Source organism: Escherichia sp. E2562, assembly GCF_005781075.1.
Lineage (GTDB): Bacteria > Pseudomonadota > Gammaproteobacteria > Enterobacterales > Enterobacteriaceae > Escherichia.
Window position 1 is genome coordinate 41,187 of sequence record NZ_VATM01000010.1, and the last position, 20,108, is coordinate 61,294.

15 protein-coding genes, 1 tRNA gene and 1 pseudogene are annotated in these 20,108 nt (G+C 51.0%); 13 read left to right on the forward strand and 4 right to left on the reverse strand.

What is annotated here, in order from left to right:
• Positions 1-159: 159 nt before the first annotated feature.
• Both pyrE and rph read right to left on the reverse strand, forming a co-directional pair.
• On the reverse strand, positions 160-801 hold the full coding sequence (pyrE, locus tag FEK43_RS15285; protein ID WP_000806177.1) for an orotate phosphoribosyltransferase: 642 nt from the start codon (positions 799-801) through the stop codon (positions 160-162).
• A 65-nt stretch (positions 802-866) separates the two neighbouring features.
• On the reverse strand, positions 867-1,583 hold the full coding sequence (gene rph / locus FEK43_RS15290; protein WP_130206735.1) for a ribonuclease PH: 717 nt from the start codon (positions 1,581-1,583) through the stop codon (positions 867-869).
• Positions 1,584-1,709: 126 nt separating this feature from the next.
• On the opposite strand from rph, the gene FEK43_RS15295 reads away from it, so the two are divergent.
• Together FEK43_RS15295 and FEK43_RS15300 are read left to right on the forward strand one after the other, a co-directional pair.
• Positions 1,710-2,573 (forward strand): YicC/YloC family endoribonuclease, encoded by an 864-nt coding sequence (locus tag FEK43_RS15295; protein ID WP_000621326.1) that lies wholly within the window; start codon positions 1,710-1,712, stop codon positions 2,571-2,573.
• 251 nt (positions 2,574-2,824) lie between these two features.
• Positions 2,825-3,442, forward strand: a complete 618-nt coding sequence (locus FEK43_RS15300) for a trimeric intracellular cation channel family protein (protein WP_064526048.1) — start codon at positions 2,825-2,827, stop codon at positions 3,440-3,442.
• On the opposite strand, the gene ligB is transcribed toward FEK43_RS15300, so the two are convergent.
• Positions 3,439-5,124 carry an NAD-dependent DNA ligase LigB gene (ligB, locus tag FEK43_RS15305; RefSeq protein WP_135408496.1) on the reverse strand — a complete coding sequence of 562 codons (1,686 nt, stop codon included), beginning with the start codon at positions 5,122-5,124 and terminating at the stop codon, positions 3,439-3,441. The two genes, FEK43_RS15300 and ligB, sit on opposite strands and share 4 nt — an antisense overlap.
• Before the next feature lie 257 nt (positions 5,125-5,381).
• Between ligB and gmk the strand changes: the two genes are divergently transcribed.
• Genes gmk through recG form a run of 5 tightly spaced genes read left to right on the forward strand, consistent with a single transcriptional unit; the run spans position 5,382 to position 11,245 of the window.
• Positions 5,382-6,005, forward strand: coding sequence for a guanylate kinase (gene gmk, locus FEK43_RS15310; RefSeq protein ID WP_010344504.1), 624 nt, complete (start codon positions 5,382-5,384; stop codon positions 6,003-6,005).
• Between the two features lie 54 nt (positions 6,006-6,059).
• On the forward strand, positions 6,060-6,335 hold the full coding sequence (gene rpoZ, locus FEK43_RS15315) for a DNA-directed RNA polymerase subunit omega (RefSeq protein ID WP_000135058.1): 276 nt from the start codon (positions 6,060-6,062) through the stop codon (positions 6,333-6,335).
• Positions 6,336-6,353: 18 nt separating this feature from the next.
• A complete protein-coding gene (gene spoT, locus FEK43_RS15320; RefSeq protein ID WP_130206741.1) occupies positions 6,354-8,462 on the forward strand; it encodes a bifunctional GTP diphosphokinase/guanosine-3',5'-bis pyrophosphate 3'-pyrophosphohydrolase in 2,109 nt (702 codons plus the stop codon).
• 6 nt (positions 8,463-8,468) lie between these two features.
• The gene (gene trmH / locus FEK43_RS15325) at positions 8,469-9,158 is read left to right on the forward strand and encodes a tRNA (guanosine(18)-2'-O)-methyltransferase TrmH (protein WP_001070177.1); all 690 of its coding nucleotides are present in this window, start codon (positions 8,469-8,471) and stop codon (positions 9,156-9,158) included.
• Positions 9,159-9,163: 5 nt separating this feature from the next.
• Positions 9,164-11,245 (forward strand): ATP-dependent DNA helicase RecG, encoded by a 2,082-nt coding sequence (gene recG / locus FEK43_RS15330; protein WP_135408493.1) that lies wholly within the window; start codon positions 9,164-9,166, stop codon positions 11,243-11,245.
• A 188-nt stretch (positions 11,246-11,433) separates the two neighbouring features.
• Here recG and gltS read toward each other — a convergent pair whose 3' ends face one another.
• Positions 11,434-12,639, reverse strand: coding sequence for a sodium/glutamate symporter (gene gltS, locus FEK43_RS15335; RefSeq protein WP_130206745.1), 1,206 nt, complete (start codon positions 12,637-12,639; stop codon positions 11,434-11,436).
• Between the two features lie 279 nt (positions 12,640-12,918).
• On the opposite strand from gltS, the gene xanP reads away from it, so the two are divergent.
• The 6 genes and pseudogenes from xanP (at position 12,919) to FEK43_RS23130 (ending at position 20,106) form a co-directional block, all read left to right on the forward strand.
• Positions 12,919-14,310, forward strand: coding sequence for a xanthine/proton symporter XanP (gene xanP, locus FEK43_RS15340; RefSeq protein WP_135408490.1), 1,392 nt, complete (start codon positions 12,919-12,921; stop codon positions 14,308-14,310).
• A gap of 121 nt (positions 14,311-14,431) precedes the next feature.
• Entirely contained in the window at positions 14,432-16,141 is a 1,710-nt protein-coding gene (locus FEK43_RS15345; protein ID WP_135408488.1) for an AsmA family protein, read from the forward strand.
• A 331-nt stretch (positions 16,142-16,472) separates the two neighbouring features.
• Positions 16,473-16,567 (forward strand) — tRNA-Sec (locus FEK43_RS15350).
• A gap of 575 nt (positions 16,568-17,142) precedes the next feature.
• Positions 17,143-18,324 (forward strand): integrase arm-type DNA-binding domain-containing protein, encoded by a 1,182-nt coding sequence (locus tag FEK43_RS15355; RefSeq protein ID WP_138158617.1) that lies wholly within the window; start codon positions 17,143-17,145, stop codon positions 18,322-18,324.
• A gap of 114 nt (positions 18,325-18,438) precedes the next feature.
• A pseudogene (locus FEK43_RS23125) lies at positions 18,439-18,880 on the forward strand (integrase); the annotation flags it as partial.
• An 872-nt stretch (positions 18,881-19,752) separates the two neighbouring features.
• Positions 19,753-20,106 carry a hypothetical protein gene (locus FEK43_RS23130; RefSeq protein WP_240783055.1) on the forward strand — a complete coding sequence of 118 codons (354 nt, stop codon included), beginning with the start codon at positions 19,753-19,755 and terminating at the stop codon, positions 20,104-20,106.
• Positions 20,107-20,108 lie beyond the last annotated feature (2 nt).

A 20,108-nucleotide genomic window follows, 5' to 3' on the forward strand; every position in this document is an offset into this window, starting at 1 on the left:
TGGGTATATGGACATACTACTGGCGTTAAGTCGGCGACTCGCCGACCCTCCCGGACAAAAGGCCGGAAACGCTATTGCCACTGCTGGCGAAAGCAGATTAACACGATATCTTAAAGCGCATCACGCTGCGCACAGCAAAAACCTGCGCAGCGCATATTTTTAAACGCCAAACTCTTCGCGATAGGCCTTAACCGCCGCAAGATGTTCCGCCATTTCTGGCTTCTCTTCCAGGTAGGCAATCAAGTCTTTCAGGGTGATGATAGAGATCACCTTGCAGTTGTAATCACGCTCAACTTCCTGAATCGCCGAAATTTCTCCGCGACCCCGTTCCTGACGATCGAGCGAAATCAACACGCCAGCAAGCGTCGCGCCATTGGCCTGAATAATTTCCATCGACTCGCGAATCGCCGTCCCGGCGGTGATCACATCATCCACCAGCATCACACGCCCTTGTAACGCGCTACCAACCAGATTGCCGCCTTCACCGTGATCTTTTGCTTCTTTGCGGTTAAAGCAGTACGGCAGGTCCAGGTCATGATGCTCCGCCAGCGCCACGGCGGTTGTGGTGGCAATCGGGATCCCTTTGTAAGCAGGGCCAAACAGCAGATCGAACTCAATGCCGGAATCCACCAATGCTTCAGCGTAAAAACGGCCTAACAGTGCCAGGTCGCGCCCGGTATTAAACAGCCCGGCGTTGAAGAAATAGGGGCTTTTGCGCCCGGATTTCAGCGTAAACTCGCCAAACTTTAACACCTGCTTGCTAAGCGCAAATTCAATAAACTGGCGCTGATATGGTTTCATGCCTTCGCTCCTCATCTTACTTTTCTACAGACAAAAAAAAGGCGACTCATCAGTCGCCTTAAAAATCAGTTTTCCAGCGCCGCCTTCTGCGTCGCTACAATGGATTCGATTCCCCCTCGAGCCAAGGCCAACAAGGTGAGTAGCTCTTCATGGGTGAACGGCTCGCCTTCTGCCGTCCCCTGCACTTCAATGATGCGCCCGTCTTCGGTCATCACCACGTTCATGTCCGTTTCAGCCGCTGAGTCTTCAACGTATTCCAGATCGCAAATCGCTTCGCCGTTAACAATACCGACAGAAACCGCGGCTACCATCCCTTTCATTGGATTGGTTTTCAGCTTGCCATTTTCAACCAGTTTATTCAGGGCATCGGCTAGTGCAACACAAGCACCGGTGATAGAAGCAGTGCGGGTGCCGCCATCGGCCTGAAGTACGTCGCAATCCAGCGTAATAGTAAACTCACCGAGGGCTTTCAAATCTACTGCGGCGCGCAATGCACGAGCGATCAGACGCTGGATTTCCATCGTGCGGCCGCCCTGCTTACCTTTCGCCGCTTCACGGGCATTACGGGTATGAGTAGAACGCGGCAGCATACCGTATTCTGCGGTGATCCAGCCCTGGCCCTGACCTTTCAGGAAGCGCGGCACGCCTTCTTCAATAGAGGCGGTACACAACACTTTGGTATCGCCAAATTCGACCAGCACCGAGCCTTCTGCATGTTTTGTATAGTTACGAGTCAGGGTAACGGGACGCACCTGATTATTGCTACGGCCTGCTGGACGCATATTGAAATCTCCGGCTTGAAACAAATGTGGCTGCGCATTATACGGACTTCCGGCGGTTATTCCTATCCTGACAAGGCATCGATGGCTATAATCCTTCCACCTCTCCTTTTATAAACAGGAACGTCTATGATCCGCAGTATGACCGCCTACGCCCGGCGTGAAATCAAGGGTGAATGGGGGAGCGCAACCTGGGAAATGCGCTCGGTAAACCAGCGTTATCTGGAAACTTACTTTCGTCTGCCGGAGCAGTTCCGTAGCCTTGAACCTGTCGTTCGCGAGCGTATTCGTTCTCGTCTGACGCGCGGTAAAGTGGAATGTACCCTGCGCTATGAGCCAGATGTCAGCGCACAAGGTGAGCTGATCCTCAACGAAAAACTGGCTAAACAGCTGGTAACTGCTGCGAACTGGGTAAAAATGCAGAGCGACGAAGGGGAAATCAACCCGGTTGATATTCTGCGCTGGCCGGGCGTGATGGCAGCTCAGGAGCAGGATCTCGACGCCATTGCTGCTGAAATTCTTGCGGCGTTGGATGGCACCCTGGACGACTTTATCATCGCGCGTGAAACCGAAGGTCAGGCGCTGAAAGCATTGATCGAGCAGCGTCTGGAAGGCGTCACCGCCGAAGTGGTCAAAGTCCGCGCCCATATGCCGGAAATCCTGCAATGGCAGCGTGAGCGTCTGGTAGCGAAGCTGGAAGACGCCCAGGTGCAACTGGAAAACAACCGTCTGGAGCAGGAGTTGGTTCTGCTGGCACAACGAATTGACGTTGCCGAAGAGCTGGACCGCCTCGAAGCGCATGTTAAAGAGACGTACAACATTCTGAAGAAAAAAGAAGCGGTTGGCCGTCGTCTGGACTTTATGATGCAGGAGTTCAACCGCGAGTCGAACACTCTTGCGTCGAAATCTATCAATGCCGAAGTGACAAACTCCGCCATCGAGCTGAAAGTGTTGATCGAGCAAATGCGCGAGCAGATTCAGAACATCGAGTAAGCGACATATCTCCGTAGGCCGTTGTTAATTACAGCGGCGCTACGCATATAGTTTCGTCCTCATATTTATTTACTCCATACTTTTTCTAATGCATTTTACTTATCACAAAATCAGAAAAATGCATTCTCACTACAGAAAATAGCAATTTCACATAACTACAAATTATCAATCCATTCTCTCCTTAAAAAATCTCAATCGTGACAATGCACACAAATCGCTACCCTGCCAGGCAGATTTTTAGGGAGAAAACCATGCTGTTACACATTTTGTATTTGGTTGGCATTACTGCCGAAGCCATGACAGGGGCGCTGGCGGCCGGACGGCGGCGCATGGATACATTTGGCGTAATTATCATTGCGACCGCCACCGCAATTGGCGGAGGGTCAGTGCGCGATATTCTGCTGGGCCACTATCCGCTTGGCTGGGTCAAACACCCGGAGTATGTGATTATCGTCGCCACCGCCGCCGTGTTCACCACTATCGTTGCTCCCGTGATGCCTTACCTGCGTAAAGTCTTTCTGGTGCTCGATGCACTCGGACTGGTGGTTTTTTCTATCATTGGCGCACAGGTCGCGCTGGATATGGGACACGGCCCGATCATTGCCGTTGTCGCGGCTGTGACGACTGGCGTGTTTGGCGGCGTTTTGCGCGATATGTTCTGTAAACGCATCCCTCTGGTATTCCAGAAAGAGCTGTACGCCGGGGTTTCCTTTGCTTCCGCCGTGCTGTATATCGCGCTGCAACACTATGTTTCCAACCATGATGTGGTGATTATTTCCACCCTGGTATTCGGCTTTTTCGCTCGCTTGCTGGCGCTGCGTCTTAAACTGGGATTACCGGTTTTTTATTACAGCCACGAAGGTCACTAAGGCACAAAACCTGTGATCTGCTGGGCAGCCAGCCAGTTGCCCAGCATCTTGATTTGCGCATTATCCTTCCATTCCATAACCTGACTTGCACGACGCAGCCCTGTCCCCGGTAGTTGCTGCCAATACTGTTTGCTTCTCTGCAAAAGTTGCGCCCAGGAGCTGAAGTCGTTGGCATTAAGCGCCGTTTGGGTTAACGGTATTCCCATTGCCATCACCCAGCGAGTAAAAGGCTGCTGACGTGCCAGGTTAAACTGATGCCATAACGGCTCACCTTTACTCTTCGCGATCCCCGGCGTGTGCTGCAATTGCTCTGGCGTTAATGAAAGCCAGGAAAAAATATGCTCAAAGCGATGCGTCTGATGTAGCGAGCGCCAGCCAGATTCACCGATGCCCTCCAGCCCCAAAACCTGTTTTGATCCCAGCCAAACTAATCGCGATATGAATTGTTCCTGACAAACATCAGAAGCAAAGTAGCAGGTCAACGCGTTAAAACGGTTTTCTGGCGGCGTCGGTTTTGTGCGTTCAGCACCGCGCCAGACCACTTCATCAATGCGTGGAATACCCTGACCGGCAAGACTCACAAGGATTTGATCGCCAGGTGCAATGTCCCACTCCTGCCAACGTCTGACGGAACCAATGTTCACCCGCTGGACTTTTTTATCATCCAGCATGACAGGCGCGAGTGACGCCACCACCGAGATTTTTCCGCTCTTACCGACAGCAAACTGTATCGCGTTTACTTCAGTAACCTGGGCCACAGGCTGATATTTCCACGCTATCAGCCAGTCCGCCTGACCCGGTAGCCAATGACGGGATTCGGCTTCCTTAGCCGCTCGCACCACCACGCCATCGGTGACGAAGGGCAATTTCGCTTTCCACCACTCATTACGTGCTCGCTCAACCTCGTCTGCGCTTTTCACCGCAAGGGTATACTTCTGCGTCAAAGTAAAGCCCGCAGTAGCAAGCTGCTGTAATCGCTCGGCCATCAACTGTGGTCCATCCGGCCACGCCCAGATAAACACGCCCAGTGAATGCAGCGTGTCGCTATTGTCCTGGCGCATCAAAATGCCAGCGACCTTTGAACGGGCATTCATTCCTCCCATTTGTTGTTGGATATGCCCCTCACGCTGGAGAAATATCTCACACTGCAGGGTGCTGTTGGCCAAAGCTCCGCTAACAGATTGCGGTACAGAAGGAATCAAGCGTATTTTCTGCGTCCAGTCCTCACCTTTAAGCCCATTGCCACGACTGATCGCTTTAATCAGTTTTCCATCACGGTAGACCAGTGTTACCGCAACGCCATCAACTTTTGGCTGTACCCAAAGATCGCTGTGCTCATGCATCCACAGACGTAGCGCATTTTTATCCGCTAACTTACGTACCCCCGTATGCGCAACCGGATGGATAACCGTGCCACTCAACGGCGGCGGCATAGCGTCACCCGTTGTCTCTTCGCCAAAACAGCGTTGCCACTGTGCAAGGCGGGCGCTTAACTGATCGTAAACCCCATCTTCCACGTCACTTTTCCCTTTTTTCCAGTAATCATCGTCCCACTGTTTTACTTGCTGTTGTAGGCGGGAGATTTCTTCATGCGCTCTGGCTGGCGACCAGGCCGGACAGACCGCCTTCGCTGATGATTGCCAGCATAAAATACTCATTAACACTGCAATCCATACTTTCATCGTCACCTCCGCTATAGTCAGGCGGCCAGATATACAACGAGATGAATGCAAAACCGAGGGACAAAAATAAAGTGTGAGATGACGCTTCCAGAGAATCGTCTTTGTTGCAGTAAATGACCGGGAATTGCGGAAACAGGTACGCAAAACGCAACAACTTTGCGCAAAAAGTGTGAGCAAGGGCTACGTCACATGGCCGCGCCGTGTATAATAAGCTCGTATGTAGGCTTTATTTCGCTAATCACATACGAAAGATACTCATGGCTCAAGGCACGCTTTATATTGTTTCAGCCCCCAGTGGCGCGGGTAAATCCAGTCTGATTCAGGCTTTATTAAAAACCCAACCGTTGTACGACACTCAGGTTTCTGTTTCACACACCACGCGCGCACCGCGTCCGGGTGAAGTCCATGGTGAACACTACTTCTTTGTTAATCATGATGAATTTAAAGAGATGATTAGCAGAGATGCATTCCTTGAACACGCAGAAGTGTTCGGTAATTACTATGGCACTTCACGCGAGGCCATTGAGCAAGTACTGGCGAGCGGCGTGGATGTTTTTCTGGATATTGACTGGCAGGGCGCGCAGCAAATTCGCCAGAAAATGCCGCATGCGCGGAGTATCTTTATTTTACCGCCGTCAAAAATTGAGTTAGACCGCCGTTTACGGGGTCGAGGTCAGGACAGCGAAGAGGTCATTGCAAAGCGTATGGCGCAAGCAGTTGCAGAAATGAGCCATTACGCCGAATATGATTATTTAATAGTGAATGATGATTTCGACACCGCTCTGGGTGATCTAAAGACTATCATTCGCGCCGAACGCTTGCGCATGAGCCGCCAAAAGCAGCGTCATGACGCTTTAATCAGCAAATTGTTGGCAGACTGAACCTTCTTTCAGTATCATGCCCAGTCATTTCTTCACCTGTGGAGCTTTTTAAGTATGGCACGCGTAACTGTTCAGGACGCTGTAGAGAAAATTGGTAACCGTTTTGACCTGGTACTGGTCGCCGCGCGTCGCGCTCGTCAGATGCAGGTAGGCGGAAAGGATCCGCTGGTACCGGAAGAAAACGATAAAACCACAGTAATCGCGTTGCGCGAAATCGAAGAAGGTCTGATCAACAACCAGATCCTCGACGTGCGCGAACGCCAGGAACAGCAAGAGCAGGAAGCCGCTGAATTACAAGCCGTTACCGCTATTGCTGAAGGTCGTCGTTAATCACAAAGCGGGTCGCCCTTGTATCTGTTTGAAAGCCTGAATCAACTGATTCAAAACTACCTGCCGGAAGACCAAATCAAACGTCTGCGGCAGGCGTATCTCGTTGCACGTGATGCTCACGAGGGGCAAACACGTTCAAGCGGTGAACCCTATATCACGCACCCGGTCGCGGTTGCCTGCATTCTGGCCGAGATGAAACTCGACTATGAAACGCTAATGGCAGCGCTGCTGCATGACGTGATTGAAGATACTCCCGCCACCTACCAGGACATGGAACAGCTTTTTGGTAAAAGCGTCGCCGAACTGGTAGAGGGGGTATCAAAGCTTGATAAGCTCAAGTTCCGCGATAAGAAAGAGGCGCAGGCCGAAAACTTTCGCAAGATGATTATGGCGATGGTGCAGGATATCCGCGTCATTCTCATCAAACTCGCAGACCGTACCCACAACATGCGCACGCTGGGCTCACTTCGCCCGGATAAACGTCGCCGCATCGCCCGTGAAACTCTCGAAATCTACAGCCCGCTGGCGCACCGTTTAGGTATCCACCACATTAAAACCGAACTCGAAGAGCTGGGTTTTGAAGCGCTGTATCCCAACCGTTATCGCGTAATCAAAGAAGTGGTGAAAGCCGCGCGCGGCAACCGTAAAGAGATGATCCAAAAAATCCTCTCGGAAATCGAAGGGCGTTTGCAGGAAGCGGGAATACCGTGCCGCGTCAGTGGTCGCGAAAAGCATCTTTATTCGATCTACTGCAAAATGGTGCTCAAAGAGCAGCGTTTTCACTCGATCATGGACATCTACGCCTTCCGCGTGATCGTCAATGATTCCGACACCTGTTATCGCGTGCTCGGCCAGATGCACAGCCTGTACAAGCCGCGTCCGGGTCGCGTGAAAGACTATATCGCCATTCCCAAAGCGAACGGCTATCAGTCTTTGCACACCTCGATGATTGGCCCGCACGGCGTGCCGGTTGAAGTCCAGATCCGCACCGAAGATATGGATCAGATGGCGGAAATGGGTGTTGCCGCGCACTGGGCTTATAAAGAGCACGGCGAAACCAGCACGACTGCACAAATCCGCGCCCAGCGCTGGATGCAAAGCCTGCTGGAGCTGCAACAGAGCGCCGGTAGCTCGTTTGAATTTATCGAGAGCGTTAAATCCGATCTCTTCCCGGATGAGATTTACGTTTTCACACCGGAAGGGCGCATTGTCGAACTGCCTGCCGGTGCAACGCCCGTCGACTTCGCTTATGCGGTGCATACCGATATCGGTCATGCCTGCGTGGGCGCGCGCGTCGACCGTCAGCCTTACCCGCTGTCGCAGCCGCTCTCCAGCGGCCAGACCGTTGAAATCATTACCGCACCTGGCGCTCGCCCGAATGCCGCATGGCTGAACTTTGTCGTCAGCTCGAAAGCGCGCGCCAAAATTCGTCAGTTGCTGAAAAACCTCAAGCGTGATGATTCTGTAAGCCTGGGCCGCCGCCTGCTCAACCATGCGTTGGGTGGTAGCCGTAAGCTCAATGAAATCCCGCAGGAAAATATTCAGCGTGAACTGGACCGCATGAAGCTGGCTACGCTTGACGATCTGCTGGCGGAAATTGGTCTTGGCAACGCGATGAGCGTGGTGGTCGCGAAGAATCTGCAACATGGGGACGCTTCCATTCCACCGGCGACCCAAAGTCACGGACATCTGCCAATTAAAGGTGCCGATGGTGTGCTGATCACCTTTGCGAAATGCTGCCGCCCAATTCCTGGCGACCCGATTATCGCTCACGTCAGCCCCGGTAAAGGTCTGGTGATCCACCATGAATCCTGTCGTAACATCCGTGGCTACCAGAAAGAGCCAGAGAAATTTATGGCTGTGGAATGGGATAAAGAGACGGCGCAAGAGTTCATCACCGAAATCAAGGTGGAGATGTTCAATCATCAGGGCGCATTAGCTAACCTGACGGCAGCGATCAATACGACCAACTCCAATATTCAAAGTTTGAATACAGAAGAAAAGGATGGTCGCGTCTACAGCGCCTTTATTCGTCTGACCGCCCGTGACCGTGTGCATCTGGCGAATATCATGCGCAAAATCCGCGTGATGCCAGACGTGATTAAAGTCACCCGAAACCGAAATTAATGTTTTATGAACCCAACACGTTATGCACGTATCTGCGAAATGCTCGCCAGGCGGCAGCCTGATCTGACCGTCTGCATGGAGCAGGTCCACAAACCCCATAACGTTTCTGCGATTATTCGTACTGCAGATGCCGTTGGCGTACATGAAGTTCACGCCGTCTGGCCTGGCAGCCGGATGCGCACTATGGCTTCGGCTGCGGCTGGCAGCAACAGTTGGGTACAGGTGAAAACGCACCGTACCATTGGCGATGCCGTCGCCCATCTGAAAGGCCAGGGCATGCAGATTCTGGCAACCCATCTTTCTGATAACGCTGTCGATTTCCGCGAAATTGATTACACCCGCCCGACCTGTATTTTGATGGGTCAGGAGAAAACGGGCATCACTCAGGAAGCATTAGCCCTGGCGGATCAGGACATCATCATTCCGATGATCGGCATGGTGCAGTCGCTGAATGTTTCCGTTGCCTCAGCCCTCATTCTTTACGAAGCCCAGCGCCAGCGGCAAAACGCAGGCATGTATCTGCGTGAAAACAGTATGTTGCCGGAAGCAGAGCAACAACGTTTGTTATTTGAAGGCGGCTATCCGGTGCTGGCGAAAGTCGCAAAACGCAAAGGCCTGCCTTACCCCCACGTCAATCAGCAAGGCGAAATTGAAGCCGATGCCGACTGGTGGGCCACTATGCAGGCTGCAGGGTAAGTGCCATGAAAGGTCGCCTGTTAGATGCTGTCCCACTCAGTTCCCTAACGGGCGTTGGTGCAGCGCAAAGTAACAAGCTGGCGAAAATCAATCTGCATACCGTGCAGGATTTACTCTTACACCTTCCCCTGCGCTACGAAGATCGCACCCATCTCTACCCCATCGGTGAGCTACTGCCGGGCGTTTATGCCACGGTGGAAGGCGAAGTGCTGAACTGCAATATCTCCTTCGGCGGTCGGCGAATGATGACCTGCCAGATTAGCGACGGTTCCGGCATTCTCACCATGCGCTTTTTCAATTTCAGCGCAGCAATGAAAAATAGCCTGGCGACGGGCCGCCGCGTGCTGGCCTATGGCGAAGCAAAGCGCGGCAAATATGGTGCGGAGATGATCCACCCGGAATACCGCGTGCAGGGCGATCTCAGTACGCCAGAGTTGCAGGAAACGCTCACGCCGGTTTACCCAACAACGGAAGGCGTAAAGCAGGCGACGCTTCGAAAACTGACCGATCAGGCGTTGGATCTGCTCGACACCTGCGCCATTGAAGAACTCCTGCCGCTGGAGCTGTCACAAGGAATGATGACGTTACCGGAAGCGTTGCGCACTCTGCATCGCCCACCGCCAACGCTGCAACTTAGCGATCTGGAAACCGGGCAGCATCCGGCGCAACGTCGTCTGATTCTGGAAGAACTGCTGGCGCACAACCTTAGCATGCTGGCGTTACGCGCCGGAGCGCAACGTTTCCATGCCCAGCCGCTTAGCGCCAGTGACGCGCTGAAAAATAAACTCCTCGCCGCCTTACCGTTCAAGCCAACGGGCGCACAGGCACGCGTAGTGGCGGAGATTGAGCGCGATATGGCGCTCGATGTACCGATGATGCGCCTGGTACAAGGCGATGTAGGTTCCGGTAAAACGCTGGTTGCCGCCCTCGCCGCGCTGCGTGCGATTGCCCACGGCAAACAGGTGGCGCTGATGGCACCAACCGAGTTACTTGCCGAGCAGCACGCCAATAACTTCCGCAACTGGTTTGAACCGCTCGGTATCGACGTGGGCTGGCTCGCCGGTAAGCAGAAAGGTAAAGCGCGACTGGCTCAGCAAGAAGCCATCGCCAGCGGTCAGGTGCAGATGATTGTTGGCACTCATGCCATTTTCCAGGAACAGGTGCAGTTTAACGGCCTGGCGCTGGTGATTATCGACGAACAGCATCGCTTTGGCGTGCATCAGCGTCTGGCATTGTGGGAGAAAGGCCAGCAGCAAGGCTTCCATCCACATCAGTTGATCATGACCGCCACGCCGATCCCCCGCACGCTGGCAATGACCGCGTATGCCGATCTCGACACCTCGGTCATTGATGAACTGCCGCCAGGACGTACCCCAGTGACGACAGTGGCAATTCCTGATACGCGCCGTAACGATATTATCGACCGCGTGCGCCACGCCTGCATAACGGAAGGCCGTCAGGCGTACTGGGTTTGTACGTTGATTGAAGAATCGGAATTACTGGAAGCGCAGGCGGCGGAAGCCACGTGGGAAGAGTTGAAACTGGCGCTACCAGAGTTGAATGTCGGTCTGGTGCACGGGCGGATGAAACCAGCCGAGAAGCAGGCAGTGATGGCGTCGTTTAAACAAGGCGAGCTACACCTGCTGGTTGCCACCACTGTTATTGAAGTCGGCGTTGATGTGCCTAACGCCAGTCTGATGATTATCGAAAACCCGGAGCGTCTGGGTCTGGCGCAGTTACACCAGCTTCGCGGGCGTGTAGGTCGTGGCGCGGTGGCTTCTCACTGTGTCCTGCTCTACAAAACACCGCTCTCCAAAACGGCGCAAATCCGCCTGCAAGTGCTGCGTGACAGTAACGACGGTTTTGTGATTGCGCAGAAAGATTTGGAGATACGCGGACCGGGTGAACTGTTAGGCACACGTCAGACGGGTAATGCCGAATTTAAAGTGGCAGATTTACTGCGCGACCAGGCGATGATCCCGGAAGTTCAGCGCCTGGCGCGACATATTCACGAACGTTACCCACAGCAGGCAAAAGCCCTGATAGAACGCTGGATGCCAGAGACCGAACGTTACTCAAATGCGTAAAAGGCGGCGGTGAGAAGACCGCCGTTTCAGGTTGATCTACCTTCCTGCCGGATGCGGCGTGAACGCCTTATCCGCCCTACAAAAACCTACAAATTCAATAATTTGCGAATCAATATGCAGGCTTGATAAGCGAAGCGTATCAGGCATTTGTCTTTGTTGCGGCGGCACTTCTACCGCCGCTTCATCGGTTAACCCGCAAAAATCGGCAACATTAAATACAGCTTAATCACCAGGGCGTTAACGATATCGATAAAGAACGCACCGACCATCGGCACCACCAGGAAGGCCATATGTGAAGGGCCAAAGCGTTCAGTAATCGCCTGCATGTTGGCGATTGCCGTTGGTGTCGCGCCAAGACCAAAGCCACAGTGACCCGCAGCCAGCACCGCCGCATCGTAGTTTTTGCCCATCATGCGCCAGGTGACGAAGATGGCATACAACGCCATGAAGATGGTCTGTACCACCAGAATCGCCAGCATCGGCAGCGCCAGCGAAGCCAGTTCCCACAGCTTCAGGCCCATCAGAGCCATCGCCAGGAACAACGACAGGCTAACGTTACCCAGCACCGATACCGCACGTTCAAAGACGCGATAAAAGCCCATCATTGACAGACCGTTGCTCAGAATCACGCCTACAAACAGCACACAAACGAAGGTTGGTAATTCAAAAGCAGTGCCAGCCAAAAGTTGCGCAACGATTTTCCCTACCGTCAGACAGATAGCAATCAGCGCAATAGTTTCAATCAGCACCAGCGAGGTGATCATGCGCCCCACATCAGGCTTTTCGAACGCGGTCGGGACTTCCTGGTCATCCGGAATACCGTCCGGCGTGGTGGAGTGTTTCACCAGATAACGCGCCACTGGGCCACCAATCAGACCGCCCAACACCAGACCGAACGTCGCACAGGCCATAGCTACTTCCGTCGCGTTGGTGAAGCCATAACGTTCAATGAACAATTTACTCCACGCCGCGCCAGTCCCATGACCGCCAGAAAGCGTAATAGACCCTGCTAACAGCCCCATCAGCGGATCAAGACCTAACAGACTGGCCATACCAATACCGATGGCGTTTTGCATCACCAACAGACCAACCACCACAATCAGGAAAATCCCCACCACACGGCCACCGGCACGTAAGCTGGCAATGTTGGCGTTCAGGCCGATGGTGGCAAAGAAAGCCAGCATCAACGGATCGCGCAGCGACATATCAAAGTTGACTTCCCAGCCCATACTTTTTTTCAGCACCAACAGCGCCAGCGCCACCAGAAGCCCTCCGGCAACCGGTTCAGGTATGGTGTATTTCTTCAAAAAGGAGACGGAATGGACCAACTTTCGCCCGAGCAGCAACGTTAGCGTTGCGGCAACAAGCGTTGCTAAAGTATCGAGATGAAACATAGTTACTCCTTTGTGTCCGCACCACTCTTTCATACTCGTCATACATCATCGCGCATTTGCAGTAAGGCGAAATATGACGAGTATCGAGTCATGCTTTCCTGGTTCGAATTCTCAGCTGAAAATAGAAAAATGGCATGGATTTTAAGCAGAAAACAACCAAAAGTTATATAAAAAAGTGCATTTATCGCATTTAAATATTTAGAAGAATGGCTGGCAAACGTTTGCTTTTGCCTTTCGGTCAGCTAAAATGCCCGCTTTGCTACCACGGGATTGTTTTCGATGTCTGTTTCCACCCTCGAGTCAGAAAATGCGCAACCGGTTGCGCAGACTCAAAACAGCGAACTGATTTATCGTCTTGAAGATCGTCCACCGCTTGCTCAAACTCTGTTTGCCGCCTGTCAGCACCTGCTGGCGATGTTTGTCGCGGTGATCACCCCTGCGCTTCTCATCTGCCAGGCGCTAGGTTTACCGGCACAGGACACACAACACATTATTAGTATGTCGCTGTTTGCCTCCGGTGTGGCATCGATTATTCAGATTAAAGCCTGGGGGCCGGTAGGTTCCGGGTTGTTGTCGATTCAGGGGACCAGTTTCAACTTCGTTGCCCCGCTGATTATGGGCGGCACGGCGCTGAAGACCGGTGGTGCTGATGTTCCCACCATGATGGCGGCACTGTTTGGTACCCTGATGTTGGCAAGTTGCACGGAGATGGTGATCTCCCGTGTTCTGCATCTGGCGCGCCGCATTATTACGCCGCTGGTTTCTGGCGTCGTGGTGATGATTATCGGCCTGTCGCTAATTCAGGTTGGGTTAACATCCATTGGTGGTGGCTATGCGGCGATGAGCGATAACACCTTTGGCGCACCGAAAAATCTGCTGCTGGCGGGCGTGGTCTTAGCCTTAATCATCCTGCTTAACCGCCAACGTAACCCTTACTTACGCGTGGCCTCGCTGGTGATTGCGATGGCGGCCGGATATGCGCTGGCGTGGTTTATGGGTATGTTGCCAGAAAGCAACGAACCGATGACGCAAGAACTGATTATGGTACCAACGCCGCTCTATTACGGTCTTGGTATTGAATGGAGCCTACTGCTGCCGCTGATGCTGGTCTTTATGATCACCTCACTGGAAACCATTGGCGATATCACCGCGACCTCTGACGTTTCCGAACAGACGGTTTCCGGCCCGCTGTACATGAAACGTCTGAAAGGCGGCGTGCTGGCAAACGGCCTGAACTCGTTTGTCTCGGCAGTATTTAACACCTTCCCGAACTCCTGCTTCGGACAGAACAACGGTGTAATTCAGTTAACGGGTGTTGCCAGCCGTTATGTCGGTTTTGTGGTGGCGCTGATGTTGATCGTGCTGGGCCTGTTCCCGGCAGTGAGTGGTTTCGTGCAACACATCCCAGAGCCAGTTCTGGGCGGCGCTACGCTTGTGATGTTTGGCACCATCGCCGCATCCGGTGTACGCATCGTTTCCCGCGAGCCGTTGAACCGTCGGGCAATTCTGATTATTGCACTGTCGCTGGCCGTCGGCCTGGGCGTTTCTCAGCAGCCGCTGATTTTGCAATTTGCCCCTGACTGGCTGAAAAACCTGCTCTCTTCAGGTATTGCCGCTGGCGGTATTACTGCCATTGTGCTGAACCTGATTTTCCCGCCGGAAAAACCGTAATTCACTTAACGGCGGTAAGTTTCTTTACCGCCGCAGCGACTCTCTTTCACCATTCCCGCCTTGAGGAATGCGCGTAAATCGTGCATAACTCCCTTATGTGTATTTCGCGGGATGGAAGACTATGAAATTTATTGGGAAGCTGCTTCTCTACATTTTCGTCGCGCTACTCGTAGTGATAACTGGCCTCTATTTTCTTCTGCAAACCCGTTGGGGTGCGGAGCATATCAGCGCATGGATTTCCGAAAATAGCGACTACCATTTGGTCTTCGGGGCAATGGATCACCGCTTTTCCGCGCCGTCTCATATCATACTGGAGAACGTCACGTTTGGTCGTGATGGACAGCCCGCGACCCTGGTGGCAAAAAGTGTTGATATCGCATTGAGTAGTCGGCAACTGACCGAACCGCGCCATGTCGATACCATTCTGCTGGAAAACGGGACACTGAATCTCACCGACCAGACCGCCCCGCTACCGTTCAAAGCCGATCGCCTGCAACTGCGCGATATGGCATTTAATAGCCCAAATAGCGAGTGGAAATTAAGTGCTCAGCGGGTAAATGGCGGCGTTATTCCGTGGTCGCCAGAAGCCGGTAAAGTGTTGGGAACGAAAGCGCAGATTCAATTCAGTGCTGGCTCCCTGTCGCTCAATGATGTTCCTGCCACCAATGTGTTGGTTGAAGGCAGTATTGATAACGATCGCGTTACGCTGACCAATCTGGGTGCCGATATCGCGCGCGGTACATTAACCGGAAACGCGCAGCGTAACGCCGACGGTAGCTGGCAGGTGGAAAACCTGCGCATGGCGGATATCCGTCTGCAAAGCGAAAAATCGCTGACTGATTTCTTTGCGCCATTGCGCTCTGTGCCTTCGTTACAGATTGGTCGCCTGGAAGTGATAGATGCTCGCCTGCAAGGCCCGGACTGGGCGGTGACCGATCTCGATCTCAGCTTACGCAACATGACCTTCAGTAAAGATGACTGGCAGACACAGGAAGGAAAGCTGTCGATGAATGCCAGCGAGTTTATTTATGGTTCGCTGCATTTGTTTGACCCGATTATGAACGCAGAATTTTCCCCGCAGGGCGTGGCGCTGCGCCAGTTTACCAGCCGTTGGGAAGGTGGCATGGTGAGAACGTCAGGAAACTGGCAACGCGACGGGAAAACGCTGATCCTCGATGATGCGGCAATTGTCGGGCTGGAATATACCCTGCCAAAAAACTGGCAACAGTTATGGATGGAAACAACACCCGGCTGGTTAAACAGTCTGCAACTGAAGAGATTTAGCGCCAGCCGCAACCTGATCATTGATATCGACCCGGCCTTCCCGTGGCAACTCACCGCGCTCGATGGCTATGGCGCGAATCTGACACTGGTTGCCAATCACCAATGGGGCGTCTGGAGTGGCACAGCGAATCTGAATGCCGCCGCCGCGACGTTCAATCGTGTTGATGTTCGCCGTCCGTCGCTGGCACTGGCCGCCAACAGCAGCACGGTGAATATCAGCGAACTTAGCGCGTTTACCGAGAAAGGCATTCTGGAAGCCACTGCCAGTGTTTCACAAACGCCGCAGCGCCAGACTCATATCAGCCTGAACGGACGCGGTGTGCCGGTGAATATCCTGCAACAGTGGGGATGGCCAGAGCTACCATTGACTGGCGACGGCAATATTCAGCTTACCGCAAGCGGCGATATTCAGGCCGATGCACCACTAAAACCCACGGTTAACGGGCAACTCCATGCCGTGAACGCTGAAAAACAGCAAGTGACCCAAACCATGAATGCTGGCGTCGTTTCCAGTGGCGAAGTTACGTCAACGGAGCCAATGCAGTAAAAATCAATCTCACCGGGTACGACACAGCCGTACCCGGCATTTTTTCAATAAATAACAAACAGTAGAGTATCCAATTACCATGTTCGTTCCCGCTCATTGCACGGCGTAAACCATCCTTAAGAATACGGATATTGCTATTTTTTGTTATCAACTTACGTTTCTTTTTTCTGGGAGCGCGGTTGTGCCAAAGCGTAACTTATGGATTTGCCGAGAGTTTCTGTGAAGAGGATCATGGCAAGGCGAAACGAAGCGGAAAAAAGTGTGATGGGGGATGTGATAAGGCGAGGAAGTAGCTATAATGCGCCCCGCCTCCATGTAGCAATCGAGGCGCGGAAGATCGTCGTCTCCGGTGAGGCGGCTGGACTTCAAATCCAGTTGGGGCCGCCAGCGGTCCCGGGCAGGTTCGACTCCTGTGATCTTCCGCCAAAATGCTTCTTCTGAACTCTCCCGACGTCAACACCCCCCTTCTAATTCCTTATATATCAGGCTTTCTTTGTATCCTGAGGTCAACAGGAGTCAACATACTTCAATATACCTTTGGGGGCATAATTGGGGGAACTAAATATTGAAAGGAAAGTTCATGCCACCAAAACAATAAAAAAACTTTATAATCAGATAATAACATCATCTGATACCCATAGTAGACCTTGCAAATTTTCTATCGGTAAAGAGCCTTCTGCTCATAAATTCAACGGGCTCAGAATGCTTGTCGAATAGACGGGAAAGGGTAAAAACATCTCGTTCCACAACACACATCGAATGTGGTGTTTAATCAAGACCATCAAATTAAGAGAGGATGCACAAAAAAAATCAAGAATGGTTACGATCTGGCGCATATAACACTCTAGAAAGAGAGCAATGTTACTAAGGACAGGCCCCCTCTCAACTGAGTCTATTAGAACATAATAACTTAACTGTCAAAATGACCAAGTTGACCCTTTCCCTTACATATAAACAAACTCTGGTTACCAAAACATTCTTGCATTAAGGAGGAAACAAAGATGCCGTTAACTGATGCAAAAGTACGCGCATTAAAACCCAGAGAAAAAGCATATCGCATAAGCGACGCAGGCGGATTATACGTTGAAGTTGCTCCCAATGGCTCACGCTACTGGCGCATGAAATATCGCATTGCGGGTAAAGAAAAACGCCTCGCTTTTGGCGTCTATCCCGATGTTTCTCTTGCTGACGCCCGTGAAAAACGTGATGTGGCTAAGAAGATTCTGGCGGCAGGTGGAGATCCCGGAGAAGCTAAAAAAGCCGAGAAACTTGCACAAAAACTGAATGCAGAAAACACCTTTGAAGTCATTGCTCGCGAGTGGCATCAGTCTAAAGCAGATCGCTGGTCCCTACGCTACCGTGCAGAAATCATTGACACCTTTGAAAAAGATATCTTCCCCTATATTGGCAAACGTCCCATCGCTGATATTAAACCAATGGAGCTACTGGAAACTTTACGTAAAATGGAGAAACGCGGAGCGTTGGAGAAAATGCGTAAAGTTCGTCAACGCTGTGGAGAAGTATTCCGTTTTGCAATCATTACTGGCAGAGCGAGTTATAATCCCGCCCCCGATCTTGCCGGTGCGTTAGCTACACCAAAGAAAGTGCATTTCCCATTCCTTACTGCTAATGAGCTTCCTTACTTCCTTAACGATCTAGCAGGTTATACCGGCAGTATCATCACAAAAACAGCGACTCAGATAATCATGTTAACTGGCGTACGCACGCAAGAATTGCGCTTTGCCCGCTGGAAGGATATCAATTTTGAAACAAAGTTGTGGGAAATTCCAGCAGAGGTGATGAAGATGAAACGTCCTCATATTGTGCCGCTTTCAGAACAAGTCATTACTCTATTTAAGCTGCTTGAGCCAATATCAAAACATCATTCGTTGGTGTTTATCGGCAGGAACGATCCTCGCAAGCCTATAAGCAAGGAAAGTATTAATCAGGTTATTGAGTTACTGGGATATAAAGGTAGGCTAACCGGACATGGCTTCCGCCACACCATGAGCACCATTTTACACGAACAGGGTTTTAATTCAGCGTGGATCGAAACACAGTTAGCCCATGTAGATAAAAATGCTATCAGGGGAACTTATAACCATGCTCAGTATCTCGATGGCCGCCGTGAAATGATGCAGTGGTACGCTGACTACATAGATTCACTTTCTGAGCTGACCTGATGAATGAAAGTTCAGTGATACAAAAATAATGAATAACCATCCTGCACTGACAGCAGGATGGCTTTATTTATGTTTCTTTTTTTATTTGCTCACACTGCCTGAACCCACATCGGGGGAGCCAGGATGCGGACTCCACATCTTGTACCACTCTACAAACAGGCTGTAGCCATACTGGCAGAACTTCAGACATGGGCAGGTGAAAATGGTCTGATATTTACGGGAGCACATGTCCCACGTAAAGCAATCAGTGAAAACACCGTAAATAAAGCCCTCAGGGTGATGGGGCATGGTATGACACAACCCAAAAAATCTATGGTCATGGAATCCGAGCGATGGCGTGCAGTGCATTGAATCAGGTTTGTGGTCCCGCGATGCAGTGGAACGTCAGATGAGCCATCAGGAGCATAATGGCGTACGTGCTGCGTATATCTATAAAGCAGAACATCTGGAAAAACATCGACTGATGCTACAGTGGTGAGCAGATTTTCTGGATGCGAACAGAAAACAATGTATCAGCCCGTTTGAATATGCAAAGATTAACAATCAACTAAAGTAGTAATAATTCCCAGACAATATGCCCGGGGTACTTTGAATGACTATTTTTCTTGGGGAATAATTAAGAAGCAACCGAGGGAGCTAAACCCAGGTTTAACAATAGAGCGACTTAAACAACTTGCATCCCTAATTCAAAATTTCAGGGATGATGTGATTGATTTACATAATGAAGAGCTTGGTGATGCTGTTTGCGTAACCCGACAAAGTATACATCAGTAATAAAGTGACGTTCGAGCACCCGCTGATGATGTGCGGAATGCACTGGCAGAGTTTCTTCAGGTTTCCACCAACTTTTTCGGGATACCTCTTTCTAGTGATGTTAAGCCAGAGCAATGCCATTTTCGTAAAAGACAGACAACGCCTGCTAATGTTAAAGAGCGGGTTCAGGCATACAGTACTATTCTTGAGCAACTCGTTGCTGAGTTACATGAACACCTGGATATGCCCGAGAACGGTTTTAAGTTGATTGATAATAGTAAGATTGTAGAATTAACACCGCCATTGATAGAAAAGATTGCTGAGGGGCTCGTATTCGTTGGGGGTTAACACCTGATGCTCCTATAGATAATATGGTTAATGTTGTTGAGAATCAGGGTGCAATTGTTACCTGTTTTGATGGCGTGTCTGAAAGAGTCGATGCTTTATCTGTTAATAGAAAATTTCCTACAATAATTCGCAATATCGCGAAAGAAAGAGCCTGCCTAATGCGTTTTGACTTGGTTCATGAATGTGGTCATTTAATAATGCATGATGGTATTGAGACTGGATGTAAAAAGACAGAAAGGCTGATGCTTTTACTAGTGCTTTCTTATTTCCTCGAAAGCCTTTTGCCAGAGAATTTTCATTCTGCTTAGACATTGGGGGAGTGATTGAATGGAAAAAGTGTATGCTTTAAAAGCTCGATGGAAAGTTAGTGCTAAAGCAATTATTTATAGGACACATTTCTTGGGTTTTATTAACGCCCAGCAATATAGAAGTGCTATTGTTTGGTTCAATCAAACACGACAAACAAAAAAAGGAAAATTGGACGATCAAATTCCATTAGAAGAGTCTCATGTTCTTGAGGAAAGTTTAACTATTTTAAAAGAACATCTGGGCATATCTTTCGGTATGTTAGCTGAAAAGATTAAGATCAAACCAGAATTATTGGCCGATATATCAGGTGTAAAATACGTACCTGATATAGATGATGTTTATGACGATATTGTTGTTCCTTTTAAATTTTGACG

Excerpts from the sequence above, each read along its gene's own strand:
- pyrE (WP_000806177.1), bottom strand. The coding sequence starts at position 801 with ATGAAACCATATCAGCGCCAGTTTATTGAATTTGCGCTTAGCAAGCAG.
- rph (WP_130206735.1), bottom strand. The coding sequence starts at position 1,583 with ATGCGTCCAGCAGGCCGTAGCAATAATCAGGTGCGTCCCGTTACCCTG.
- FEK43_RS15295 (WP_000621326.1), top strand. The coding sequence starts at position 1,710 with ATGATCCGCAGTATGACCGCCTACGCCCGGCGTGAAATCAAGGGTGAA.
- FEK43_RS15300 (WP_064526048.1), top strand. The coding sequence starts at position 2,825 with ATGCTGTTACACATTTTGTATTTGGTTGGCATTACTGCCGAAGCCATG.
- ligB (WP_135408496.1), bottom strand. The coding sequence starts at position 5,124 with ATGAAAGTATGGATTGCAGTGTTAATGAGTATTTTATGCTGGCAATCA.
- gmk (WP_010344504.1), top strand. The coding sequence starts at position 5,382 with ATGGCTCAAGGCACGCTTTATATTGTTTCAGCCCCCAGTGGCGCGGGT.
- rpoZ (WP_000135058.1), top strand. The coding sequence starts at position 6,060 with ATGGCACGCGTAACTGTTCAGGACGCTGTAGAGAAAATTGGTAACCGT.
- trmH (WP_001070177.1), top strand. The coding sequence starts at position 8,469 with ATGAACCCAACACGTTATGCACGTATCTGCGAAATGCTCGCCAGGCGG.
- recG (WP_135408493.1), top strand. The coding sequence starts at position 9,164 with ATGAAAGGTCGCCTGTTAGATGCTGTCCCACTCAGTTCCCTAACGGGC.
- gltS (WP_130206745.1), bottom strand. The coding sequence starts at position 12,639 with ATGTTTCATCTCGATACTTTAGCAACGCTTGTTGCCGCAACGCTAACG.
- xanP (WP_135408490.1), top strand. The coding sequence starts at position 12,919 with ATGTCTGTTTCCACCCTCGAGTCAGAAAATGCGCAACCGGTTGCGCAG.
- FEK43_RS15345 (WP_135408488.1), top strand. The coding sequence starts at position 14,432 with ATGAAATTTATTGGGAAGCTGCTTCTCTACATTTTCGTCGCGCTACTC.
- FEK43_RS15355 (WP_138158617.1), top strand. The coding sequence starts at position 17,143 with ATGCCGTTAACTGATGCAAAAGTACGCGCATTAAAACCCAGAGAAAAA.
- FEK43_RS23130 (WP_240783055.1), top strand. The coding sequence starts at position 19,753 with ATGGAAAAAGTGTATGCTTTAAAAGCTCGATGGAAAGTTAGTGCTAAA.